The sequence below is a fragment of the Acinetobacter sp. TY2 genome (genome assembly GCF_046269225.1).
Taxonomy (GTDB): Bacteria; Pseudomonadota; Gammaproteobacteria; order Pseudomonadales; family Moraxellaceae; genus Acinetobacter.
Map to the genome: position 1 here is coordinate 44,467 of NZ_JBJZOR010000002.1, position 25,601 is coordinate 70,067.

24 protein-coding genes and 2 pseudogenes are annotated in these 25,601 nt (G+C 37.3%); 21 read left to right on the plus strand and 5 right to left on the minus strand.

The annotated features are described in order from the left end of the window. Window positions 1-4: 4 nt before the first annotated feature. From ACK1JC_RS01355 to ACK1JC_RS01365, 3 genes are all read left to right on the plus strand, one after another. Window positions 5-1,444, plus strand: coding sequence for a fimbria/pilus outer membrane usher protein (locus ACK1JC_RS01355; protein WP_409510052.1), 1,440 nt, complete (start codon window positions 5-7; stop codon window positions 1,442-1,444). Continuing rightward, window positions 1,353-2,387 carry a fimbria/pilus outer membrane usher protein gene (locus ACK1JC_RS01360; RefSeq protein WP_409510053.1) on the plus strand — a complete coding sequence of 345 codons (1,035 nt, stop codon included), beginning with the start codon at window positions 1,353-1,355 and terminating at the stop codon, window positions 2,385-2,387. The genes ACK1JC_RS01355 and ACK1JC_RS01360 overlap by 92 nt, the downstream gene beginning before the upstream one ends. Before the next feature lie 92 nt (window positions 2,388-2,479). Next, on the plus strand, window positions 2,480-3,409 hold the full coding sequence (locus ACK1JC_RS01365; RefSeq protein WP_409510054.1) for a spore coat protein U domain-containing protein: 930 nt from the start codon (window positions 2,480-2,482) through the stop codon (window positions 3,407-3,409). A 30-nt stretch (window positions 3,410-3,439) separates the two neighbouring features. On the opposite strand, the gene ACK1JC_RS01370 is transcribed toward ACK1JC_RS01365, so the two are convergent. Both ACK1JC_RS01370 and ACK1JC_RS01375 read right to left on the minus strand, forming a co-directional pair. After that, on the minus strand, window positions 3,440-3,916 hold the full coding sequence (locus ACK1JC_RS01370) for a spore coat U domain-containing protein (protein WP_409510055.1): 477 nt from the start codon (window positions 3,914-3,916) through the stop codon (window positions 3,440-3,442). A 511-nt stretch (window positions 3,917-4,427) separates the two neighbouring features. Further along, window positions 4,428-4,599, minus strand: a pseudogene (locus tag ACK1JC_RS01375) (IS1595 family transposase); the annotation flags it as partial. A gap of 178 nt (window positions 4,600-4,777) precedes the next feature. On the opposite strand from ACK1JC_RS01375, the gene mdcA reads away from it, so the two are divergent. The 9 genes from mdcA to madM are packed head-to-tail and all read left to right on the plus strand — an operon-like array spanning window position 4,778 to window position 12,072. Continuing rightward, window positions 4,778-6,457: a malonate decarboxylase subunit alpha gene (gene mdcA / locus ACK1JC_RS01380; protein ID WP_409510056.1), complete on the plus strand. Its 1,680-nt coding sequence runs from the start codon at window positions 4,778-4,780 to the stop codon at window positions 6,455-6,457. Beyond that, window positions 6,457-7,314 carry a triphosphoribosyl-dephospho-CoA synthase gene (locus ACK1JC_RS01385; protein WP_409510057.1) on the plus strand — a complete coding sequence of 286 codons (858 nt, stop codon included), beginning with the start codon at window positions 6,457-6,459 and terminating at the stop codon, window positions 7,312-7,314. The genes mdcA and ACK1JC_RS01385 overlap by 1 nt, the downstream gene beginning before the upstream one ends. A gap of 25 nt (window positions 7,315-7,339) precedes the next feature. Beyond that, complete coding sequence (locus ACK1JC_RS01390) at window positions 7,340-7,639, plus strand: malonate decarboxylase subunit delta (RefSeq protein WP_409510058.1); 300 nt, start codon at window positions 7,340-7,342, stop codon at window positions 7,637-7,639. Window positions 7,640-7,646: 7 nt separating this feature from the next. Next, on the plus strand, window positions 7,647-8,483 hold the full coding sequence (locus tag ACK1JC_RS01395; protein WP_409510205.1) for a biotin-independent malonate decarboxylase subunit beta: 837 nt from the start codon (window positions 7,647-7,649) through the stop codon (window positions 8,481-8,483). Continuing rightward, complete coding sequence (mdcE, locus tag ACK1JC_RS01400) at window positions 8,480-9,301, plus strand: biotin-independent malonate decarboxylase subunit gamma (RefSeq protein ID WP_409510059.1); 822 nt, start codon at window positions 8,480-8,482, stop codon at window positions 9,299-9,301. The genes ACK1JC_RS01395 and mdcE overlap by 4 nt, the downstream gene beginning before the upstream one ends. 4 nt (window positions 9,302-9,305) lie before the next feature. Further along, window positions 9,306-9,920 carry a malonate decarboxylase holo-ACP synthase gene (locus ACK1JC_RS01405; protein WP_409510060.1) on the plus strand — a complete coding sequence of 205 codons (615 nt, stop codon included), beginning with the start codon at window positions 9,306-9,308 and terminating at the stop codon, window positions 9,918-9,920. After that, window positions 9,917-10,849: a malonate decarboxylase subunit epsilon gene (gene mdcH, locus ACK1JC_RS01410; RefSeq protein WP_409510061.1), complete on the plus strand. Its 933-nt coding sequence runs from the start codon at window positions 9,917-9,919 to the stop codon at window positions 10,847-10,849. The genes ACK1JC_RS01405 and mdcH overlap by 4 nt, the downstream gene beginning before the upstream one ends. A 58-nt stretch (window positions 10,850-10,907) precedes the next feature. Then, on the plus strand, window positions 10,908-11,324 hold the full coding sequence (madL, locus tag ACK1JC_RS01415; protein ID WP_409510062.1) for a malonate transporter subunit MadL: 417 nt from the start codon (window positions 10,908-10,910) through the stop codon (window positions 11,322-11,324). Next, window positions 11,317-12,072, plus strand: a complete 756-nt coding sequence (gene madM / locus ACK1JC_RS01420; RefSeq protein ID WP_409510063.1) for a malonate transporter subunit MadM — start codon at window positions 11,317-11,319, stop codon at window positions 12,070-12,072. Before madL ends, madM begins: the two co-directional genes overlap by 8 nt. A 508-nt stretch (window positions 12,073-12,580) precedes the next feature. On the opposite strand, the pseudogene ACK1JC_RS01425 reads toward madM, so the two are convergent. Then, window positions 12,581-12,803, minus strand: a pseudogene (locus ACK1JC_RS01425) (integrase); the annotation flags it as partial. 885 nt (window positions 12,804-13,688) lie between these two features. On the opposite strand from ACK1JC_RS01425, the gene ACK1JC_RS01430 reads away from it, so the two are divergent. From ACK1JC_RS01430 to gcvH, 9 genes are all read left to right on the plus strand, one after another. Beyond that, window positions 13,689-13,997: a metalloregulator ArsR/SmtB family transcription factor gene (locus tag ACK1JC_RS01430; protein ID WP_409510064.1), complete on the plus strand. Its 309-nt coding sequence runs from the start codon at window positions 13,689-13,691 to the stop codon at window positions 13,995-13,997. A gap of 101 nt (window positions 13,998-14,098) precedes the next feature. Then, entirely contained in the window at window positions 14,099-15,841 is a 1,743-nt protein-coding gene (locus tag ACK1JC_RS01435; protein ID WP_409510065.1) for a SulP family inorganic anion transporter, read from the plus strand. A 178-nt stretch (window positions 15,842-16,019) separates the two neighbouring features. Next, on the plus strand, window positions 16,020-17,216 hold the full coding sequence (gene sstT, locus ACK1JC_RS01440) for a serine/threonine transporter SstT (protein WP_409510066.1): 1,197 nt from the start codon (window positions 16,020-16,022) through the stop codon (window positions 17,214-17,216). A gap of 42 nt (window positions 17,217-17,258) precedes the next feature. Then, a complete protein-coding gene (locus ACK1JC_RS01445) occupies window positions 17,259-17,933 on the plus strand; it encodes a YoaK family protein (RefSeq protein ID WP_409510067.1) in 675 nt (224 codons plus the stop codon). Window positions 17,934-17,945: 12 nt separating this feature from the next. Continuing rightward, complete coding sequence (locus ACK1JC_RS01450; protein ID WP_409510068.1) at window positions 17,946-18,485, plus strand: DUF2058 domain-containing protein; 540 nt, start codon at window positions 17,946-17,948, stop codon at window positions 18,483-18,485. Between the two features lie 242 nt (window positions 18,486-18,727). Next, complete coding sequence (locus tag ACK1JC_RS01455) at window positions 18,728-20,581, plus strand: ABC transporter ATP-binding protein (RefSeq protein WP_409510069.1); 1,854 nt, start codon at window positions 18,728-18,730, stop codon at window positions 20,579-20,581. Next, entirely contained in the window at window positions 20,582-21,025 is a 444-nt protein-coding gene (locus ACK1JC_RS01460) for a MaoC family dehydratase (protein ID WP_409510070.1), read from the plus strand. It begins immediately after the preceding gene. A gap of 102 nt (window positions 21,026-21,127) precedes the next feature. After that, complete coding sequence (locus ACK1JC_RS01465; RefSeq protein ID WP_409510071.1) at window positions 21,128-22,159, plus strand: helix-turn-helix domain-containing protein; 1,032 nt, start codon at window positions 21,128-21,130, stop codon at window positions 22,157-22,159. A 99-nt stretch (window positions 22,160-22,258) separates the two neighbouring features. Then, window positions 22,259-22,633, plus strand: coding sequence for a glycine cleavage system protein GcvH (gene gcvH, locus ACK1JC_RS01470; RefSeq protein ID WP_409510072.1), 375 nt, complete (start codon window positions 22,259-22,261; stop codon window positions 22,631-22,633). A 76-nt stretch (window positions 22,634-22,709) separates the two neighbouring features. On the opposite strand, the gene ACK1JC_RS01475 is transcribed toward gcvH, so the two are convergent. Next, a complete protein-coding gene (locus ACK1JC_RS01475) occupies window positions 22,710-23,903 on the minus strand; it encodes a PilT/PilU family type 4a pilus ATPase (RefSeq protein WP_409510073.1) in 1,194 nt (397 codons plus the stop codon). Window positions 23,904-24,134: 231 nt separating this feature from the next. Beyond that, on the minus strand, window positions 24,135-25,196 hold the full coding sequence (locus tag ACK1JC_RS01480) for a 3-deoxy-7-phosphoheptulonate synthase (protein ID WP_409510074.1): 1,062 nt from the start codon (window positions 25,194-25,196) through the stop codon (window positions 24,135-24,137). Window positions 25,197-25,601 lie beyond the last annotated feature (405 nt).

Consider the following 25,601-nt stretch of genomic DNA (forward strand, 5'->3'; position numbering starts at 1 on the left):
TTTGATGAATTTTTCGAAGCGATATGGCAAATGGGTTCAGATCGCAGGCGTTAGTCTGTGCTGTCAGTTCACAACAGCATCTTTCGCAGAAGAGAGTGAAATTTCACCTCAGTTGAATACGAGTCAAGATTTATATCTTAATATTGTATTAAATCAATCTACGCAATCTATTCTTGGGCATTTTAAGCAAATTGGTGACGACTTACTGATTGACCGTGAAACTTTGCAAAAATTGAAGTTTCAATCGGTAATTTCTCATATGGATGATAAAGTACAGTTTATAAAACTTAATGATATTATTGGTTTACATTATGTTTATAATATTTCTGAACAAATTATTGAGATTACAGCCACTGAGTTATTATTAAATGGTAATGAACAGATACTAGGATATGAAACCGCTAAGCAAGCCGTAATACGACCTGAGCAAAATAAGCCCGGTATTATGTTCAATTACGATGTATATGCTCAGCATAATCAAAATAATATAACTCTAAGTGCCTGGAATGAATTACGTTTATGGGGATTATCTGAAGGAAGTATTTTTAGTGTTTCAGCCAATCATCTTTATAACGATCAAGATCCTGATGAGAGAGTACAAAGTACAATATTAGATACGTATTGGCAAAAAGATTTCCAAAATAAGGCAATTTCATTACGAATTGGTGATGCGCAATCTAGAGCATTGGATTGGACGCGTTCAACACGTATTTCGGGTTTAAAGTTATCTCGTAATTTTGAATTACAACCTTATCAAGTGACATCTCCACTTGAATCGTTTAAAGGCTCAGTACTCTTACCATCATCTATTGATTTACTCATTAATGGCGTGAAGCAAAGTACTAGTCAGGCACAACCTGGACAGTTTAATTTACAAACTGTACCGTCGATATCGGGTGCGGGTGATGCCCAACTTGTAATCACTGATTTAAATGGTCAACAGCGTATCGTGAATGTTTCCTTATTTGGTACAGCACAATTATTACGTCAAGGCTTATCCGATTGGGATATTAATTTTGGTGTGAACAAGCTCAATTATGCATTGAAGTCATTCAAATATGATGATGATTTTGTTGCAAATGGTTCATATCGATATGGTTTAACTCAAGATACAACGATTGAAAGTCACGCAGAAATTGCACCTGATTTACAGCTTGCAGGGCTTGGATTGATTCATCGTTTACCGAAAACGTATGGTATTTTTAATGGTTCGTATAGTTATAGTCAATTAAATGATCAAATTGGGCAACATTATGTCTTGGGTTACCAATGGAGCAATCGGACTTTTAACTTTTCACTGAATCATCAGCAAGCAACAGAGGATTTTGCTGATATTGCAACAATACAGGACTATGCTTATATCCAAAAGTCAGATCAGGCTTTTTTTAGGTGTCAATACAAATTATGGTCAGTTTGGTGGAAGCTATGCTCGTCAGCAATATGACCAATCTGAAAATGAGTTTCTGATTTTTAACTGGTCTTATGTCTTTCCATCACGGCAATACTTAAATTTGAGTATGACGCGTGATTTGGGCAATCAAGAAAATTCATTTTACTTGTCTTTAAATATTCCGCTTGATCGCAAAACTAATGCGAAGGCTTCTGTTCAGCATGATCGTGATCATACGCAATATGCAGTGAATGCTCGCCGTACTGCAGTACAAGATCAACCAGATTGGGGATGGCAGGCTGATGCAAATTTTACTGATCAACAAAATTATATGATACAGGGTCAGTTACAACGTCAGAATGATTATGGTGAATGGAACGTAGGTATACAAAATTCAAAAGCAAATGGTCAGAATTACACGACTTCTATGGCATCAGCTCGGGGAAGTGTTGTGATGATGGATTATGATTTATTTGCAATGCGCCAATCCCTCGGTTCTTTTGCTGTAGTATCTACAGATGGTATGCAAAATGTGCCTGTGCAACTTGAAAATAGAAGTGTTGGCAAAACGAATAAAAAGGGTTTGTTGTTGGTTAAAGATTTAAATGCTTATCAGCATAATAGTGTTTCAATTGATGCTTTAGGTCTACCTTATGATTATAAAATTGAAACGACTCGAATAGATGCAGTACCGCAGAATGGGGCAGGCGTATATATCAAATTCCCGCTATATCGAATTAAAACTGTGCAATTTACATTGTTGAATAATTTAGGACAAATATTCCCAATGGGAAGTCGCGTCTGGAATCAAGATCAGCTACCAACAAGCGAGAGTAAAGAGCTTACTATTGTTGCTCGTGATGGCTTGGTATATTTAGAAAATCCAGTATCCTCAAATATTTATATAGAAAATGAAGGACAATATTGTCAACTGAAGCTGCTTGATTTGAAAGATCAATTTGGCTTTATCGATTTAGGAAACCAGACATGCGAATAAATCAGTTTGCTATTTTGCCTGAGATAAGCGTATCAAACATGACAATAAGATTAATTTTCCGCAATCTTCTATTGAACGTTGGAATTTTATTTATGCTATTTTGCTTGATTTATAGTCCAGAAACTCAAGCTGCACCTTCTGGAAGTTGTTGGGTTTCAGCGAACAAATTAAGCTTCGGGATGGTGAATAGTAAAGGTACATCAAGCAATACCAATGCAACCGTGACTTGTCAAATAGATCATCAAACGAAACCTGTGAATACAGCAGTCTGTTTTTACTTCCAGCCAGGTGAACCAGCTTTATCCAATAATCGTAGACGTCTTATTTCTGATACTTGGGAGTTTGCTTATCTATCTTATGACTTATTTTATGATCCAGCACTTAGTCAGCGTATAGATACACATATAAATCCTTCAACTTTAAAATGTGTATATAAGGTTGTTGCTGTTAACGAAAATAAGGTTGTTTATAATATCCCGATTTATGGAAAGATTTATGCGGGACAAAATGTAAAGGCTGATCACTATAAGAGCTATAATATTCCAATGTCTATGTTATATGCTTTTAGTGAAAATAAAGTTCCAACAGTTGCAGATGTCATTACTGAAAATAAACAAGCAAATAACAATTTTGAAATTGATACTAATTATGAAAATAGTTGTGTTTTGAATAACATGCCTGATTTAAATTTTGGTCAAGTGAGCGATTTAAATCACGCTGTGAGCAGTTATACCTCCATCAGTTTGTTATGTCCAACAAATACAACATGGAGAGTTAGTCTGGATAATGGCTTAAATTATAATGGTTCGACTCGTCGTATGCGAAATGGCAATCAATTTATTCCATATGGATTATATAGGAGTGCCGATTTATCTCAGCCGTGGGAAAGTACAGGTGATTCACAAGGTACTGGTACGAGTGGTACGCAACAAATCTCAATTTATGGCAAAGTTCCAGCACAAGCTTTAATAATTCCTGCTGGTGATTATGTTGATACTGTAACAGTGACTCTAACTTATTAAAGTGAATAGTTAGAGCCAGAAAGAATGAGGTTAATAGTTAATGACAGCAGTTACCGTATCTGAATAGTTTCCTGCTGGAACATTGGTATGCTCAGCAGTAACTTTGCTCCAGATAGGAATATTTTGTGTTGTACCTGTGCCTGTATTGGTATAAGCATTATTTACATCACTGCCCCAAATAACTTGTTGAGTTGAGTCTTGGTAGATCTGGTATGGAATCGTCATTTGTGTTGTTTGAGTAGTCATGAGACGCTTACTTTTAAGCGAAATATTATAAGGCGTGCCTTGAGTGCAAGTGACATTCAACTTACCTTGCGTTGAAACCTCTGGCGAAGAGCGTTCAACTGTTCCAAAATCCACATCTGATGTAGTTTTAGATGAAATATTACAAGACTCTTTAATTGTAATCTTGATATTAAAATTTGACGAATCGTGACTCTCCGCAAATAAAACTGTGGATGAAGTAATCAAAATGGAAATAACTAAAGCATAAATAGATGTTTTCATAAAATTATAATGTTGTGTAAATAATTTGAGTAAGAATAATCTTAAATTTACTATGGAGCATAAAAATAAAATCATATTTGCAATATGTATAAATATACTCTTTGGTTAAATATACTATATTTTTTCTACGAATTATAAGTTTCTTTTGGAGCTAAACGTTCATTTACACGAAAAGAATGAATTCGTTTGAATAATCTATGTATATGAGCTCAGTTTGTTATACATATTAGACCTCTTGTGTAAGCGAGGTTTTTAGTCATTTTCGATTTATGCAATATCTTATCAAAGGTCATCCCTGTTCAAATTTCGACTAATGCAAGAGGCCTATTGTACTTCAAATAATAATTATGCGATGAAGTGATAAAGAATAAGAATATTTTAAAGCAGTACTTAGGTAGGAGCTTAGGAAGCTAAAGAGGGTTTTCACGGAGTATTTTAAGCAAATTGAGACAAATTACTGTGCTGATGATTGAAAGGGTAGTTCGTCTGTTTAAGATGTAGAAAAAACATTCACACCTTCAATAGGAGAAATTTCTTCACATGTTTGGGCTATTTTATGACGAATTTTGATGAAGATTGAATTAATTGAACGAACAGAAATATTGGTTAATTCAGCGGTGTCTGTTGCTGTAAAATTCATGGGGAAAAAGGCGAATAATCTGTATGAATTTCGCCTCTGCGATTTTTTATCTGGAAAATCTTTTTTGTTTAAATCATTTTCATTAATTTCAAATATATTTACATGAATATTCAAAATTTGTATTAACTTCAAGTTAATAAAAGTGATTCAAGGTTGATTGATTAAACCCGAATAAAAGGCTTTTATAGACTTAGACGACAATACAAAACTAAGATAATGACATGGAAGGTTCTGTTCAGCATGAAGAGCGTAAGTGGAATACACGCCGTCAGAGAAAACAATTAAAAATTGATCAAGTATGCCAGTATACAGATGGTGTAGTGATTCCGACTCAAGATATTATTAAAGTATTAGAAATACTGATTACATCAGGTGATCGTGTTGTATTAGAGGGAAATAACCAAAAGCAGGCTGATTTTTTATCGCGTTCATTGGCGCAAACTAATCCTGCTGTGTTAAATAATTTACATATGATCATGCCGAGCGTAGGTCGTTCAGAACATCTTGATTTATTTGAAAAAGGTATCGCTAAAAAACTAGATTTCTCATTTGCAGGTACACAAAGTTTGCGTATCAGCCAATTACTTGAAGATGGTTTATTGGAAGTCGGTGCGATTCATACTTATATCGAACTCTATTCACGTCTATTGGTCGACCTAATTCCAAATGTAGTGTTATCTGCAGGCTTTAAAGCTGATCGTCAGGGCAATATTTATACAGGACCAAGTACAGAAGATACGCCTGCATTGATTGAACCTGCTGCATTTAGCGATGGAATTGTGATTGTACAGGTCAATGAGCTAGTTGAAGATGTTACTGATTTACCACGTGTTGATATTCCTGCTTCATGGGTCGATTTTGTTGTGGTTGCAGACAAGCCTTTTTATATCGAGCCGCTATTTACACGTGATCCAAAGCATATTACTTCCATGCATGTACTCATGGCAATGATGGCCATTCGCGGTATTTACGAGCGACACAATGTTCAGTCACTTAATCATGGTATTGGGTTTAATACCGCTGCGATAGAATTGATTTTACCGACTTATGGCGAATCATTGGGTTTAAAAGGCAAAATTTGTCGTAATTGGACCTTGAACCCACATCCAACTTTAATCCCTGCAATTGAATCAGGTTGGGTGGAAAGTGTGCATTGTTTCGGTACGGAACTAGGCATGGAAAAATATATTGCAGCCCGTTCAGATATCTTTTTTACTGGTCGTGATGGTTCCTTACGCTCTAATCGTATGATGTGTCAACTTGCTGGACAATATGCAGTTGATTTGTTTATTGGAGCAACATTACAAGTAGATGGCCAAGGTCATTCATCAACGGTCACCAAAGGTCGTTTAGCAGGATTTGGCGGTGCACCGAATATGGGACATGATCCACGAGGTCGTCGTCATGCTACACCTGCTTGGCTGGATATGCGTTTAGTAGGTGCGACAGAAACCGATACTTATTTATCACGTGGTAAAAAACTTGTGGTTCAAATGGTTGAAACCTTTCAAGAGGGTGGTAAACCTACTTTTGTGGAAACTTTAGATGCAGTCGATGTCGCTAAAAAATCCAATATGCCTTTAGCACCGATTATGATTTACGGCGATGACGTCACCCACTTATTGACCGAAGAAGGCATTGCTTACTTGTATAAAGCTAGCAGCCTACAAGAACGGGAAGAAATGATTGCAGCAGTTGCAGGCGTGACTGAAATTGGGCTTAAGCAAGATCCTAAAACAACAGAACGTTTAAGACAAGAAGGATTGGTGGTTTTCCCTGAAGATTTAGGTATTCGTCGTACAGATGCAACACGTGAATTATTAGCAGCAAAAAATATCAGTGACTTAGTAACATGGTCTGATGGTTTATATCAACCGCCTGCAAAATTCAGGAGTTGGTAATGAATGCATTTGTACAGAATCAGAAACGATCTTATAGCAGTTTGTTAGCTGAATTTGCTGTCCATGCTTTAATTGATGAGGTGAATTTAACCCCGAAACCGGCATTGGTCGATCGTAGAGGGAATGGTGCACATCATGATTTAACGCTAGAACTGATGGAGCGCTCAGCCAAAAGCCTAGAACCAATGTTTGAGGCTATGGCTCAAGTAGCTTTAGAACATGGCACTGTTTCACAGCATTTACGTGAAGCGATTGGGCAAATTGGACGTGATGGTGAAGCTGTGATGTTGATGGAAACTCAAGGAATAAATACACATCGTGGTGCAATTTGGGCTTTGGGTTTATTGGTTACGGCAACAGCTATGCATAGCCAGAAAATGAATATCAAGGCAAGCGAAATTTGTCAAATTGCAGCAGAAATTGCTTGTTTAGAAGATAGATTTATACCGCAACAACAGCAAAGTCATGGGCAATATGTGCAGAAAAAATATGGTGCAGGTGGTGCAAAACTTCAGGCACAACAGGCTTTCCCAGTGATTATGCATTTTGGCTTACCTCAGTTACGTGCCAGTCGTGCAAAGCATCACCCTGAAGTCGTAGCGCGAGTAGACAGTTTGTTGGCCATGATGGCAACACTTAAAGATACCTGTGTGTTGTACCGTTCGGGCGAATTAGGTTTAAAGCGAATGCAGAAAGGTGCGCAATATGTACTTGAATTAGGGGGGTATGCCACGGACACAGGCAAGCGTGCATTCAATTTTTTAGAAATAGATTTAATGCGTTTGAATGCTTCCCCAGGAGGAGTAGCCGATTTATTGGCGGCGACTTTATTCCTTGACCGCGTTGAACAACTTTAATTCAAAATAAATAGGAAGAAAAGTAATGGAAATACTGAATTTTGAGTTTCCTGCAAGTACCGCACCAGCTAAAAAAGCTTTGGTTGGTTGCGTAGGTTCAGGCGACCTTGAAATATTAATGCAGCCGAATGAAATAGGGAAAATAACCATTCAAGTGGTCACATCTGTGGATGGAAGCTCGAAGCGTTGGAAAAATTTATTTGAACGGATGTTCAGTGCGCAAACTCCCCCCGCAGTTCATGCAGATATTCATGACTTTGGTGCAACCCCAGGTGTAGTACGTTTACGTTTTGAACAAGCATTGGAGGAAGTGAACCGTGGCTGATTTAGCAATGTTACTCAATAAGCCCAGTTTTATTGAACTGAACGCACGTGAACGTGTCAAAGCACTTTTAGATGAAAATAGCTTCCGTGAATTATTAGATCCTTTTGCACGCGTGATGTCACCGTGGTTGATGAAGCAAAATATCGTTCCCCAAGCGGATGATGGTGTGGTGGTGGCCAAAGGCATTATCCAACATCAACCTGTAGTCGTGATTTCAATTGAAGGTCTTTTTCAGGGCGGGAGTCTGGGAGAGGTCGGTGGCGCAAAAATCGCAGGTGCGCTTGAACTGGCGGCTGAAGATAACCGCAAAGGAATTCCAACCACCGCGATTTTGTTGCTTGAAACAGGCGGTGTGCGTTTACAAGAAGCCAATTTAGGTTTGGCAGCGATTGCCGAAATTCATGCTGCGATTGTAGATTTACGCCAGTATCGTCCAGTGATTGGTGTGGTTGCAGGTAGTGTTGGATGTTTTGGTGGCATGTCAATTGCTGCGGGATTATGCAGTTATTTAATCATGACGCAAGAAGGTCGTCTGGGACTCAATGGGCCACAAGTCATTGAGCAAGAAGCAGGAGTGCAAGAGTACGACTCGAAAGACCGTCCATTTATTTGGAGTATCACAGGTGGGCAACAACGTACTGCTAGTGCCATGATTGACAGTTTTGTTGAAGATAACCGTAATCAAATTAAACAACAGATTCAAGATTTTATGACCCAAGGTGTACCACAGTTACATCGCAGTTCGAATTATCAGTTTTATCTGCCACGTCTAGAAAATATTGATACTGCTGAGCAATTGACACCAGCGCAAGTACAAGCACTTTATCAAGGAGCGTCATTATGAGTCATGATATTGATCAAAACACTTCAGTGCGTGGCTTAAATTGGTTTAATGCACTCACGACGGGTTGTCGCCAAGTTACAGAATATACCGATTCTGTTTTGGTTGCAGATGGTCATTTTCAGCAACAGGCTGTTCGCGTAATTGCTGTCGTACCCAATACAGAAAATTTATATCCACGTGCCCGTAACGGTGAAGTAGGTGTCTTAGAAGGTTGGACTTTGGCTGAAGCAGTTGATGATGTGATTCAACAAGACCATCAGCTTGAGTCTAAGCGTGCTATTATTTGTGTGGTTGATGTACCAAGTCAAGCTTATGGCCGCCGTGAAGAAGTGCTCGGGATTTATCTAGCTTTAGCTGGTGCTGTCGATAGTTATGCCAGAGCTAGATTAGCCAAACATCCTATAATTAGTCTACTGGTGGGCAAATCGATGTCAGGTGCTTTTCTTGCGCATGGTTATCAGGCTAATCGTATTTTTGCCCTGAATGATGAAGGGGTCATGGTACATGCAATGGGTAAAGAGTCGGCTGCTCGTGTGACTTTACGTTCTGTTGACGAGTTAGAAAAGTTGGCTGCCAGTATTCCGCCGATGGCCTATGACATTGAAAGTTATTCTAGTTTGGGGTTGCTGACAGATATTTTAACGGTATCCAATCCTATTCAACCCACTGATGCAGATGTTGCACAAGTTCAGCAACGCATTGAGCAAGCAATTGTTGATGTGCAACAACAAGGTTCTGTTGGACTAGAAAATCGTTTACATGGTGTAAATCGACAAGCATCCAAATTGGTTCGTGATCGCTTGGCTGCGGATTGGTAACAGCATGGAAGCCCTGCAACCCCATGATTTGTTATGGGGCCTGACCACTCAAACACTGGAAAATTCAGCACCTGCATGGGCAATAGAAGCCCTGCAAGCTGGACATCCAGTCGTGGTTAGGCGGGCCATCACAGATCCATCGATGGTTGCAGTCGGCATACGTGGCAGTGCGCGCCATCAGCGTTATGCCACACAGATGCAAAAATCTGCAGTTATACGTTGTGTGAGTCCAGAGCAGTTAGTGAATGTTGATTTATGTCAATTTCCACATTTGCAACAGCGCTTAGTCAGTATTTCAAAAGTTCTGAATCGCTTTGCAGTGCAATGGGGCTACACAGGCAGTGTTGGTTTTGAGCTTGCTACAGGTATTCAAACTGTACATGCACAGAGTGATATTGATTTAATCATGCGAATGCCAAATTATTTGGATAAGCAGCTTGCGCATCAGATGTTGATTCAATTGGAAGAAACGACAGAAAAGTTGGATGTGCAGTTACAAACGCCACAAGGTGGTGTGGCATTGAAGGAATGGGCAACAGGTTCAAGTAAAATTTTGCTTAAATCTAGCCATGCTGCGGTATTAGTCGAAAACCCTTGGCAGGAAAAGGAATTTATATGAGCACGATGTGGGTATATCCAGGACAGGGTGCTCAAAAAGTTAATATGCTTCATGACTTACCTGAGCATCCTTTAGTACGACATTATTTAGAGCGTGCTTCTGTGGCTTTGCAGCGTGATGTACTGACCTTAGATCAACCCGAAGCCCTCGCTTCAACTGAAGCTGTACAACTGTGCTTATATTTGGCGGGATATATCAGTTCTGCAATTTTACTTGATGCAGCGGTTCAACCTGATTATGTCGCAGGTTTATCGATTGGGGCATGGACAGCAGCAGCAGTGGCGGGTGTTTACAGTTTTGAGGATGGTTTGAAATTAGTGTCATTACGCGGTCAGCTTATGCAAAAGGCTTATCCTTTTGGCTACGGAATGACTGCAATTATGAATGCCGATAAGTCGCAAGTGATTACATGGGTTACCGAGGTCTATCAAAAAGTAGGGAAGGTCTATATCGCAAATTTAAATGCGGCTAACCAAATTGTGATTTCTGGTTCAGAACAAGCAATGGAGCAGGTCGTGGAGATTGCAAAAAATCAGGGAGCGATTGCTAAAAAATTAAATGTTAGTGTGCCATCACATTGCGAATTATTGGATGAACAGGCACAACAGTTGGTTCAGGCGATGGAGAATATTGCTTTATATCCAGCAAAGTTTAAGTATTTAAGTGGTACATCCGCACGATTAGTACATGCAACAGAACAAATTAAACAAGATTTAATTTTTAACATGTGTCGAACCATTGATTGGGAAAGCACAGTTCAAGTGGCGTGGGAACGAGGTGTAAGGTTACAAATCGAAGGTTTACCAGGTTCAGTTTTAACTGGACTAGCAAGAAAAGTTTTTAAAGAAGGTAGCGTTTTGTCATTTCAAACAACTCGCAGAGACAGTCTGATAGTTGCAATGCGTCAACAGGCAATAATTGCTGATTGAACATTGATATTAAGGACAATTGAAACTGGAATAACCCAAGGAAAATGAGGGAATTACCATGATTATTTACGGCGTTGGTTTACTCGCACTATGTACACTTGTAGGTGTAGTGGTGGGTGACATGTTAGGTGTATTGTTTGGTGTGAAATCAAATGTTGGTGGTGTTGGTATTGCCATGATTTTACTTATTTTTATTCGAATCTGGATGGATAAACGTGGCTTCATGACTGCGGAAACGGAAATGGGTGTGGTGTTTTGGGGCACTATGTATATTCCAATTGTGGTTGCAATGGCAGCACAACAAAATGTGATTTCTGCGGTATCAAGTGGTCATATGGCGATATTCGCGGCTATTACTACAGTGGCTGTATGTACTCTTACGATTGCTGGTTTAAGTCGTTATAAAAAAGGCGAACCTTTACCAGATGAAGATGAGTTCAATACAGTTAAAGTAGGAGATAAAGCCCATGTTTGATTTAATGTTAGATGGTTTAACCCATTTGGGTTTAGTGACAGCGTTTGCTTTGATTGCTTTAATAATGTGGCTTTCAACCAAGCTGTCAAAATATTTAACCAAAGGTCGTGTGCATGCTTCTGCAATTGCAATTGTAATTGGTTTAATATTAGCTTACATCGGCGGAAGTGTAACAGGTGGCCAAAAGGGCATTACAGACATTGCTTTGTTTACAGGGGTTGGCTTGATGGGTGGAGCGATGCTACGTGATTTTGCTATCGTAGCAACAGCATTTGAAGTACAAGCAACTGAAGCGAAAAAAGCGGGCTTTATTGGTGTGTTGGCACTCTTCTTAGGAACTATTTTTCCTTTCATTGTCGGTTGTATCTTTGCTTGGATTTTTGGTTATCGCGATGCAGTCAGCATTACCACCATTGGTGCAGGCGCAGTAACCTATATTGTTGGACCAGTTACAGGTGCCGCAATTGGAGCAAGTTCAGAAGTTATGGCTTTATCTATTGCAACAGGTTTAGTAAAAGCGATTTGTGTTATGGTCTCTACACCTATGACTGCAAAATTTATGGGCTTAGATAATCCACGTTCAGCTATGATTTTTGGTGGATTAGCTGGAACGGTAAGTGGTGTATCAGCAGGATTAGCTGCAACAGATCGTCGTTTAGTACCTTATGGTGCATTAACTGCAACTTTCCACACAGGTTTAGGCTGCTTAATGGGACCTACTATATTGTTTTTATGCGTAATCGCATAAAAGCTAAAAAAATTTGAATTTTTTTTAGTGTGAGTTCTTCATCTATTTCCATCGAGTTTATCCTTCAGCGCTGATGGGATTTGCCATAATATACTAAAGTGCATGGTTTAATCGGGTCTTATACAATAAATATTTGAAATATATATTTTATTTTTAATAATTAAATACAGGAAAATAAAAAACTTGGTAAGATTCTAATTTAAAAACAAAAATAGGGACTATCCTCGTTCAAGACTTATAGAAACAAAAATTAAGCTAAGGATTCGCTTTTACCATAGATTTTAATGCTTCTGATAGGGATAAACTTACTCATATTTTTGCTCATTATATCGGCTTTGTTACACAATCCTTTAAAAATAAGATCTCTCAAATTTGAGTTACAATTTGGATATAAATTCTACAGATGTGTGCTGAACGTATTGGTAACTTTCAATTGTAATATTATAAGTGGCTAATTTATAGAAATTTATTTCAATTAGGTACAGTTTTTTTATGCCATTTATTTATATTAATCACACAAATTACAAAATATTTCCCAATCAGCCATCAAACACTCACGTTTTTCAAGAAAAGCATTACATAAATATAATTAAGTGGCTTCGACTTCATCAAGAAGTTTAGGGGTAAAGAACATGCTCACATATCTCACGAGAATAATTCGTTTTATCGGCTGACCGTTCAAAAAAAGTTGATCTAAAACAATGAGTGATAGTCACACGATTTTGTTTAGGTTAAATTAGCCTAAGTAATCTATATTGTTCACTATATCCGTGATTGGCATTCTCATCCTAACCATGTATCGACAAGACATAGTACTTTGGATGAAGTATCACAAAGCGATTTACAAAATATGATAGATGATCCAAATAATCACGTTTTAATGACTATTATAAATTCTAATAAAGTCAGTTTTTATCTTTAATATAGGGGATTATTGGAAATCTTTGAATCTAGTAAGCTTGTTCTATTCATTATTTTTGCAATTCCAAGCTTTATTTCAATAAAAACCTATTCGTTACTGTGCCCAAATCATGAAAAAGATAGTACAAAGCTAATTATTGAAGCCATTACAGATAGTTATTTGAACTATATTTTATTTTTATACGTGAATCACTGGAGAAGTACTTAGACCATGTTCGTGATCTACAGACAAACAACTTTGAAGAAATAGACCAACTCAAATTATTATTTATAAAATTAGATCATCACATCGACCGACTTAGATAGCGCAGGATTTTGCATAACGAATATTATGTTCATTAGGATAGTCAGCACCGTGAATATAATTCCAAGATTCACGGTGCTGATCTGTAGCTACAACAGTGTTGTGTAGGCTACAGTCTTAGATATCCTATTTAACATAATATACATTATGCGAAATTGGTATAATTATGTATTTGGTTGTTAAGGATTTTTCTTGGGAATTGGATTAACACTGTAAATCTGCATTTGAGCACCAAACTTTGTTTGTGACTCTACAAATTGATTTGCTCTATAGGCATAATTAATGCTGTGTTAAATCAATTAGTCATAATATCTAATTTATAACAGATTAATTTTATCTTTTATTTACAATCACGTTATACTTATCGTTGTTGATCACTTTGGAAATTTTAATGAGTCAGAATCTAAAAATTGAGGCAATGCGTAATGCAGCGGATTCAGTCGTTACTATTTTAAAATCATTAGGAAATACTGATCGATTACTCATTTTATGTCATTTGGCTTATGAAGAACTTAACGTTTCGCAAATTGAACAATTAACCCATATTACACAACCAACACTCTCGCAACAATTAATGATGCTACGTAAAAGTGATGTTGTGAATACGCGACGTGATGGGAAACAAATTTTTTACTCGATTAAAGATGAAAAACTTGTTTTAGTACTCAATCAGCTTTATGACTTATATTGCCCAAAATGAATAAAATCTAAAAAAATATCATAAGTAAACATTCGCAATTTGCCTGTCTTTTTATCACTTTTCATGCATAATATATATGTAAATGTGATAAAGAACCTTTTATGTCAAAATCCGCATCAAACATCGCCCGTTGGTTTCCTGCATGGCGATGGTTACAGGACTACAGCTCATCAAAATTTAAATCAGATTTACTTTCAGCACTCATTGTTATTGCAATGCTTGTTCCGCAAGGTATGGCATATGCAATGGTCGCAGGTTTACCGCCAATAACTGGATTGTACGCTAGCATTATTCCTATGATCATTTATGCATTGATTGGCGGAAGTTCAACCCTGTCTATTGGACCTGTTGCCCTGATTTCAATGATGACTTTTGCTACATTGAATCCGATGTTTGAGGCAGGTTCCCCTGTATATATTCAAGCAGCGTGTTTATTGGCATTATTGGTTGGTATTATTTCCTTTATTTTGGGCTTATTTCGTTTCGGATTTTTGATTCGTTTAATTAGCCATCCCGTCATTAAAAGCTTTATCATTGCTTCTGCCGTACTCATTGCGTTGAGTCAGGTTAAATATCTGTTTGATGTACCATTACTGACCAATAATATTTCTGAATTTCTAGTCAGTGCTTGGCAATATTTCCCTTACATTCAAACTCCAACAATGATTTTAGGCTTAAGTGCGATTTTGTTTTTGGTCATGTTACCCAAAATTACTCAAATTACAGCTATTCAAAAAATCATTAGTAAACATACCCTGTCCTTTTGGATGAAAGCCCTCCCCTTACTTTTAGTTCTTATTTCAATTTTGATGGTGCATTTTCTACATTTAGAAGACTACGGCATCAAAACTGTGGGGGAAATTCCATCAGGTTTTCCACCTTTAAGTATGCCATTTTGGAGTTGGGAACTTGTTATTAAGCTACTTCCTGGTGCTGCAATGATTGCGATGGTGAGTTTTGTTGAATCTATTTCTATTGCTCAGGCAACAGCATTTCAACAACGCAGCAAACTAAATAGTAATCAGGAACTTATTGCTCTTGGTCTTGCCAATATTGGTGCAGGTTTATCCTCATCATTTCCTGTTACAGGGAGTTTATCACGCACTGTGGTCAATGCCGATGCGGGTGCAAAAACACCTATGGCAGGCGTTTTATCATCGTTATTCATTGTTGTTGTGAGCATGTATTTCACTAATGCTTTCCGTGAATTACCGCTTGCAATTTTAAGTGCAACCATCATCGTTTCTATTTGGAAGCTTGTCGATTTCAGACCTTTTATTGAGACATGGAAATATTCGAAAGCCGATGGTATTGCCATGTGGGTCACTTTCTTTGGTGTTTTATTTTTAGATATTTCTACTGGTTTGATGATTGGGGTTTTCTCGACTTTTATTCTACTTTTATGGCGTATTAGTCGTCCGCATATAGCAGTGATTGGGCAAATTCAAGGTACAGAACATTTTCGTAATATCAGTCGTCATCAAGTGATTACTTTACCCAGTATTGTGTCGGTTCGTATTGATGAAAGCTTAAGTTTCTTAAATGCCAACTCTTTAAAAGAATTTATTATTGCTGAAATTAGTCAAAATACACAGCTCAAGCATGTCGTTTTGAATTGTACAAGCATTAGTAGTATTGATTTGAGTGCACTTGAAACTTTAGAAGAAATTAATCAAGAATTAGATAAATTAGGGATTCAGTTACATTTGTCTGAAGTCAAAGGTCCTGTGATGGATCGTCTCAACCGCTCTAAACTTACCCACGATTTAAGTGGAAAAGTATTTCTTACTCATTACCAAGCAATGCAGACTTTACATCAGACAGAAGCCCAAATTTCTACTTAATTTTAAGATTGGTCTATAAATTCATGTATATTCATATATTTAAATTCGAAAAAAATTCGTTTTAATTGAATATGATATTTTATATGGTTAATAAATGTATCTGATAAATGTATTTTCAGTATAAAATACTCCGCTTGTTTTCTTGATTTGTGCAATGTGCACTTGGTAAGGCTCAGTTATGTTCTCAGCCCTGGCTCGGTTAAGTCTGGTTTCTCGCATCATTATTGCTATCGCTTTGGGTGGTTTGGTTGCGACTTTATTTCCACAAGCTGCTCCATATGTAAGCTTGTTGGGTGATTTGTTTATTAAGGCATTGAAGTCGGTTGCACCGATCTTGGTGTTTGTCTTGGTACTTGCATCTATTGCTAATTTTAAAGTGGGTGAAGGCGCAAGTAACTTAAAACCTATTTTAGGTTTGTATGGCATAGGGATGTTGTTGGCGGCATTTAGTGCTGTCGTTGCAAGTGTTTTATTCCCAAGTACTTTGTTCTTAACAATCAATCCTGAAACTCAGATGCAACCTCCGGGAAGTATTGCTGAAGTAATGAAAAACTTATTGCTGAGCTTTATTACTAATCCAATTACAGCATTGCATGAAGCAAACTTCATTGGTATTTTGGCATGGGCTGTGGGTCTAGGTGCTGCATTACGTCATGGTTCAGACGTGACACGAGCAGTTATTACTGACATCTCGCATGCCGTAAATTCAATTATTCGTATTGTCATTAATTTTGCTCCTTTGGGTATTTTTGGTCTTGTAGTTGCAACATTTGCACAAGCTGGTCTTGAAACACTTGAAAATTATGCACATTTACTTGCTGTTTTGGTTGGAACAATGCTCTTTGTAGCATTGGTGATTAACCCGATTATTGTTGGTGTAGTCATGCGTAAAAACCCGTATCCTTTGGTCATAAAATGCTTAAAGGAAAGTGGTATTACCGCATTTTTCACCCGAAGTTCAGCGGCTAATATTCCTGTGAATCTTGATTTAGCAAAACGTTTAGGTGTGACTGAATCGACTGCAAGTGTTGCGATTCCTTTAGGTGCGACCATTAATATGGCTGGTGCTGCAGTAACCATTACTGTTTTAACTTTGGCTGCTGTCAATACATTACATATTGAAGTGAGCCTTGTAACCATGATTATTTTATCTGTGGTGGCTGTTGTGACGGCGTGTGGTGCTTCTGGTGTTGCGGGTGGCTCATTATTATTGATTCCTGTTGCCTGTGGTCTGTTCGGTATCGACTCTACCGTTGCGATGCAAGTCGTTGCAATTGGTATGGTAATTTCGGTATTACAAGACTCAACTGAAACAGCACTTAACTCATCTACAGATGTTTTATTTACCGCAGCAGTTGATTTATCTAGAAAATAAGCGATATTGGAAGGCATTGAAGATTAAAGTAAAAATATCGCAATGCCATTTCAACGTTTACCCAACTGGATTCAATTTGGTGCTTTCATGCTCGCAATCAATGCGGGCATGATTAATGTTTTAGGATTGATTACTGTATTACATCAATCTGTATCCCATATGACAGGCAATGCTAGCCTGCTTTCTCAAGCGCTCGTTTCAGGGCAATCTTCGCAACTGGTCTATTTATCGTTAGTTATTCTTAGCTATATGATTGGTGCAAGCTATAGTGGTTTTATTCTCGGAAATAGCCATTTTCAGCTTGGTCGGCGTTATGGTATTCCACTGATTTTAGTCACTATTTTCATTCTGTTATGTTGGTCGTTTATCCCTTATTTTCCACGTTATGCTTTGCTTTGGGCATGTGTTGCAATGGGTGTACAAAATGCGATGGTGAGTCATTATCAAGGTGTAATTATTCGCACCACGCATTTATCGGGCGTTTTAACAGATCTTGGTTTAGCATTTGGTTATCATTTAAAAGGCTTAAAAACCGATATTCGTAAAATTATTTTACATCTTTTAATCTTAATTGGATTTATCTTGGGCGGTGTGATTGCATGCATTGCCCATCCTTATTTACAATTACATGCGTTTTTGATTCCTGCAATGCTCAGCCTGACACTGTGCATTGTTTATGGCATTATTTCGTATAAATTTTTACATTGTCAAAAGTAATGGATCGTAGTCATGGTAAAGAACGCTTTGCAGGCTCAATTATTGAAAGCTGGGTTAGTCGATAATAAAAAAGCAAAAAAACTCAGCAAACAAGCACAGCATGAGCAACGTACAGGTCAAGGCACTGAAGCTGAATTACAAGCAAAAATTGCCAAAGATCAGCAAGAAAAAGTTGCACGTGATCAGGCGCTGAATGAAGAAAAACAGCGTGCTTTAGATGAAAAAGCATTGAAAGCGGCTGTGATTCAAATGATTGGTCAACATAAAATTAGAGATACTGATGGTGACAACGTTTATCAATTTATTGATGATGCTAAAGTTAAAAAGCTTTATATTAATCAACAAATTTATAATGCTTTGGTATCGGGTAGTTTGGTGATTGCAAAAGATCAAGAATCTTATGCATTTTTACCGAAAGCTTTGGCTGATCGTATTAATGAAAAAATGCTTGGCTTTATTATTGTAAGTAATGCAAGTACAACCAACAATGATGTCACGGATGAAGAAGATCCGTATGCAGCTTATGTCATTCCTGATGATTTGATGTGGTAAATTACCTTTCATTTTAAGTCACTACATAAAAATCCCTCCCCTTGTGTCAGGGATTTTTTATTTTCAAATTTTTTATTTTCAAAAAATGCCTTGCTGTAACACTATCGAGTTAAATTTAAGATTTAATTCGGGTGATTGGCGTACTTTTTTCCCGAAATAAGTTAAAATCATCTCTATTATCGTTTTTTATCGATATATCTGTTTGTTTTTCATAATCTCTATTCAAAATACCCGAGGGTGATATGCTGCAATGGTTTGAACGTCTGGTCGATCCTTATCCCGAAAAAGGCTTAAATGAACCATTGCCAAAAACATTTTTTGCTTTTGTTTGGCAAGCAGCCTATGGCGTTCGACGTTATTTGCTAATGTTAATTTTACTTACAGCAGCAACAGCAAGTTTTGAAGCGATCTTTTTTGCACAGATTGGTCATTTGGTTGACTGGTTAACGAGTTCTACACCTGAAACCTTTATTACCAATCATAAAAGTAATTTGATGATTTTGAGCTTTTTCTTACTCGGAAATATTATATTTTCAAGTATACAATCTATTGTACGTCATCAGATTTTATACAGCAGTTTCCCAATGCGTTTGCGTTGGCGCTTTCATAATTTACTTTTGCAACAAAGTCTTGATTTTTTCCATAGCGATTTTGCTGGGCGTTTATCTGCCAAAGTCATGCAAACTTCTCTTGCTGTACGTGAGTTTTGGGTGATTTTGGGTGATATGCTGACCTATGTCATTATTTACTTTATTACCATTAGTGTTGTTCTTGGTAATATTTCTCCACTTTTATTACTACCTTTAATGCTTTGGTTGGCGCTTTTTATTGGCGCAGCATGTTTTTTTATTCCACGTCTAGGTAGAATTTCTAAACAACAAGCCGATGCACGAGCGGTGATGACTGGACGTGTAACCGATGCCTATACCAACATTCAAACTGTAAAACTCTTTGCACATGCCGGTCGTGAAAGCAAATATGCTAAAGAATCCATGCAGACCTTTATGATCACTGTGTTTAAACAAATGCGTTTAGGCTCAATGTATGAAATTTGCATTAATCTACTTACAGCCGTTCTTTTCTTTGGTGTATTGGGTACAGCCGTTTGGCTTTGGTTAAATGGTCAAGCCGCTATTGGTGTCATTGCTGCAACGACTGCTATGATTTTAAAACTCAATAGTATGGCTGCATTTATGATGTGGCAAACCTCTGCCCTATTTGAAAATGTTGGAACAATTCAAGATGGTATGATGACCATGGGTAAATCTATTAACATCCAAGATGCACCCGATGCCAAACCATTGCAAATCACGCAAGGTAAAATTGAATTTAAAGATGTCAGCTTTGCCTATAACGAAAAGAAAGTCATTGATCAATTTAATTTAGAAATTAAAGCAGGTGAAAAAATTGGTATTGTTGGACGTTCAGGCGCAGGAAAATCAACTCTGATTCAACTACTTCTAAACTTCTACACCATTAACCAAGGTCGTATTTGCATTGATGATCAAAATATTCAAAATGTTACACAGGACAGTTTAAGAAAAAATATTGCGATGGTAACTCAGGACACTTCCCTATTGCATCGCTCTGTTGCTGAAAATATTAAATATGGTCGTCCTGATGCAACAGATGAAGACATGTATGCTGCTGTGCGTAAAGCCAAAGCAGATGAATTTATTCCACAATTAAGCGATCTCCGAGGTCAACATGGCTATGACGCTTATGTCGGTGAACGTGGTGTAAAACTTTCTGGTGGACAACGCCAACGGATTGCCATTGCTCGTGTATTTTTAAAAGATGCACCTATTTTAATTTTAGATGAAGCAACGAGTGCGCTTGATTCTGAGGTTGAAGCAGCCATTCAATCAAGCCTAGATGATTTAATGCAAGATAAAACGGTCATTGCCATTGCACATCGACTATCAACTATTGCTCAAATGGATCGTTTAATTGTCTTGGATCAAGGACATATTGCGGAACAAGGCACGCATGAAGAACTGATTGCACAAAATGGAATTTATGCTCAACTGTGGCAACGCCAAACAGGTGAGTTTTTAGTGGAACAAGAAAAACCGAAAGCAGAGGAAGCGGAATAAATGTTGTATTTAGAAGATTTAAATGTAGGTGATCATTTTAAAAGTCGTTCTTATGAAATGACTTTAGAGGAAATTTTAGAATTTGCACAAAAATTTGATCCGCAAGTCTTCCATACTGATGTTGAAAAAGCCAAAGACCATCTTATTTTTCAAGGCATTGCTGCTAGTGGATGGCACACTGCTGCGGTGACCATGCGTTTATGGACAGAATGCTTTCCTATCGCTAAGGGTTTAATTGGTTCTGAGTCAAGTTTACGTTGGCCTAAACCAACTCGACCAGGTGATCATATTCACGTTGAAGTTGAAATTGTATCGATTACTCCCTCTCGAACTAAACATGACCGTGCGATGGTGAGCTATGTAACACAAGCGAAAAATCAGCATGATGATGTTTTACTCATTTCCACTACCAAAATTGTTGTATTTAGACGAGACATTGAATAAAGTCAAAGGGCTATGTCGGACAATTTATCTATATTGCTGACATTTTTTATGACAAGATAAAACTCAGCCAACACACATAAAATGTGAGAGCACGGATCGCAAATGAAAACAATGTCAAATCGTCAGAACCATGGAATTCCGGGTGTTTATGGACTTTTATTGCTCGATATTGTTTCTCGATGGGGCTATAGCGCGGAGAGTTTATTTGCACCTTTTCACTTTACCAGTGAACAACTTGCTGAACCTGACTACCGTATTCCAACACCTGTTGCCAATGAACTTGTCAAACATGCCTTAAAAATGACTGGTGAAAGTACTTTAGGCTATCATTTAGGTACGCAAATGCGTATTTCAATTCATGGTTTTATCGGCTATGCCATTATGACTGCCAATGATATTACCGATGCTTTGGTTTTGGCAAACCGTTTTATCCAGCTCCGTATGCCATTTTTACAGCTATATTTTTCGACTTTTGGTGAAAAAGCGACATTACAATTGCAGTGCGATATTGAAATTGAACCTTTAAGAACCGAAATTGTCATGGGACTCACCTTTGGTATTATGACCATGGCAAAGGCACTGACGGGCATTAATCATTTGGAAGGTGATATTGATTTTGATTTTCCAATGCCTGAAGGTTTTGAAAAATACAATTCAAAATTTCAAGATCAGTACAACATGCGCTTTTCACAGCCGCATTTATTGGCAAGTTTTGATAAAAAATATTTAGGCTTAAAAATGGTCAATGCTGATCCCATTGCGAGCCAAATTGCAATTAATCAATGTGAAGCAGAGCTTTCTGCTTTGGGTGAACGCCGTCGCCTCGCTATGCGTGTCCGTGATATTCTAACCAATTCTGAACAGCATTATTTAAGTATTGAAAGCGTCGCAGAACTTCTACATATGTCTGATCGGACACTGAAACGTCAACTCGCTGCTGAAAATACATCATTTTCCACACTAGTTGATGAAGTACGTTATCGTCATGCAACGTCATTATTATCACGTACAGATTATTCACTTGAACAAATTGCCGATGAACTCGGTTATTCGGATGTCGCCAATTTTAGCCGAGCATTTAAAAGGTGGAGCGGTCGTAGCCCAAGCAATTGGCGGAAAGACCCTTACTTATAAGCAAGACCAATAAACTCAGTGTTTTGAAATACTTTTATTTTTAGTCAAAAAGCGGTATAACATTTTGCAAAAATAATAGATTACTTTTAGGGAGTTACCATGAACCATCCTTCAGACCTTAAATATGCAACTACCCATGAATGGGTGAAAATTGAAGGTGATCTTGTCATTACTGGTATTTCTGACCATGCACAAGATGCATTGGGCGATTTAGTTTACGTTGAAGCACCTGAAGTGGGGACTCAACTCACTGCAGGTCAACAAGCGGGTGTTGTGGAGTCTGTAAAAACGGCTTCTGATATTCATGCGCCTGTTTCAGGTGTTGTGGTTGAAGTGAATACTGAACTTGAAGATGATCCTGATTTTGTCAATGATGCACCGTATGGCAAAGGTTGGATTTATAAAATCAAGCCTTACAATATGGCAGATGTCGAAAAATTACTGAGCAGTACTGAATATGAAGCAGGTTTATAATCTATTTCAGATTAATAAATCATAAAAAAATCAGCCGAATGGCTGATTTTTTTAATTTCTACATATATAGAAAGTATTAAGTTTCTACAACTTCCGATGCTTCTTCAGGCGATGTGACTGCCTCCTGTACCATATTGAGCGATGTTGTATGTTGAGGTGCTGTACCTTCTTTGCGTCTTGATTCTAATTTTATTTTTAAACGTAATTCATTAACAGAATCCGAATTTCGCATTGCTTCATCGTATGAAATGGAGCCTTCATCATATAAATCAAATAAGGCTTGATCGAAAGTTTGCATGCCTAATTCACGAGATTTGGTCATAATTTCTTTTAAGGTATAAAATTGTCCTTTGAGAATATTTTCAGCCATCAAAGGTGTATTCAACATAATTTCAACAGCAGCTCGACGCCCTTGGCCATCTTGTGTACGAACTAAACGTTGAGAAATAATCGCTTTCATATTTGAAGATAAATCCATCAATAGTTGATTACGACGTTCTTCAGGAAAAAAGTTAATAATACGATCAAGTGTTTGATTCGCATTATTGGCATGCAATGTACCTAAACATAAATGTCCAGTTTCAGCAAAGGCTATGGCATGCTCCATAGTTTCTGTATCACGAATTTCACCAATCAAAATCACATCGGGTGCCTGACGTAAGGTATTTTTTAATGCACTGTGCCAAGAATGGCTATCTACACCTACTTCACGATGCGTTACCATCGATTTTTTATGTTTATGTACATATTCAACAGGGTCTTCAACCGTAATTATATGCCCTGCTGAATTTTCATTCCGATGATCAATCATTGCTGCAAGAGAAGTCGATTTACCTGAACCTGTCCCACCGACCACTAAAATTAAACCACGTTTTTCCATAATCACATTTTTCAGCGATGGTGGTAATTTCAGCTTGGTAAAGTTAGGAATTTCAGCGGTAATCGTACGAATGACCATACCCACTTGTAGTTGTTGTTGAAATACATTCACTCGATAGCGAGAAACATTAGGTACTGAAATTGCGAAGTTGCATTCTAATTCTTGTTCAAACTCTTTACGCTGGCGTTCATTCATTAAACTATAGGCAAATAAACGTGTTTTATCTGAGGTTAATGCCTGTTGTCCAATGGGTTTCATCAAGCCTTGATGCTTAATACTTGGTGGAAAATCAGCAGAGATAAATAAATCAGAACCACCGTATTCGACCACTTTTGTTAACATATGGAACATAAAGCGCCGTGCTTCATCCAATAATTCTTCAGTAAACATATTATCCACAGACCTTAAATTTTCACTATTTTTATAAAGTTTATGCACGTATCTTTGATACTGAGCATTTTTATAATTTTATATTGCATTGATTTAAAAGATATATATTTAAATACCTAAATAAAAAATAAAAAATAAAAAAATGAGTTTTAAATCTCAAAGAAATCAAAATATGTAAATAAAAACAAAAAAGATCATCCTGAGATGATCTTCCTATTTTTGAATCAACATCTACGCTGAAAGTTTTAATTGTATATTTTCTAACTGCTGTGCAACTTTTAGCAGCAAATGTTCAGTTTTATTCCAACTTAAACAACCATCTGTAACAGATTGACCATAAGTCATATGATCGCTAATTTTTTGCTGACCATCGACTAAATAGCTTTCTAACATTACCCCACGAACTTGAGTTAAATCTCTCTCACGAATAATTTGTTCAAGAATTTCAGGCTGTAGCATTGGGTTTTTACGGCTATTGCCATGACTACAATCAATCACCAATGCAGGTAAATCATGTTGCTTTGTACGTATTTTTTCAATTTCAGCCAATTGATAATTGGTGCCTGTATTTGAACCACGTAAAATTAAATGCGGTTTTGGATTGCCTTGCGAATGTAAAATCGCAGGCAAACCTTGTTGGCTCATCCCTAAAAACTGATGTGGATGTGCTGCTGACTGAATGGCATCCAATGCAATCTGAATTGAACCATCTGTACCATTTTTGAAGCCAATACTGAATGGCATTTGGCTTGAAATCTCACGATGAATTTGTGACTCACTGGTACGCGCGCCAATTGCGCCCCAACTGAGTAAATCATCAAAATAAGCCGTTGCCATTGGGCTTAAAATTTCAGTGGCAATGGGTAAGCCCATTTCTATAATTTGTAAAAAAAGTTCACGAGAACGCTCTAGCCCAAGTTGCATATTGCCTGAACCATCAAGTAAAGGATCGTATAAAAAGCCTTTCCAACCGACAGTTGTACGTGGTTTTTCAATATAAGTTCGCATCACAATAAAAATTTGATCTTGAACTTGTGTCTGGATTTTTTTTAGTTTTTTAGCGTATTCGAGTGCAGCAATAGGATCATGGATTGAGCATGGACCCGTAATTACCATGAGACGTGGATCTGTACCATTTAAAATATTTTCAATGGTTTGACGGTGTGTGTTTACTTGCTTTGTTAATATTTCTGATAATTGAAATTGTTGTTTTAATTGATGTGGTAAGCTCAGTAAAGTTTCATTATTACTGTGTACTGTATCTTGTATTGGGGTTTGATTAAGCATTTTCATTGGTCTATTCCTTTGGACTATCTCTATCAGTCCGATCTTTTATTTGAGCGTTTGATGTCTATGCGTTTGTAGATTTTCAGAAATAACCTGAAAAAAGTTTGACCAAGAAAAGTTGCTAAAATATGTATAAGTAAAAGTGTTCATTGGAATCTCCGAAAATTGCTAAATGTAAAGCATAAAAAAACCTGATCGTTGCCGATCAGGTGTAAACTTTGATGGGCAACTAAATTGTGCCCGAACGTGTCTAGGCAACTATTTAAAATATTGCCAAAAATAATATACGTTTAAAATCAAAGGTTGTTTTAACATTTTATGTCTTCACAATAAAATATGTTCATTAAAGTTACAATACGCTGTGTTTGTGAATTTGACAAGTTATTTCTAAAAGAATTGAATAAAAATAAG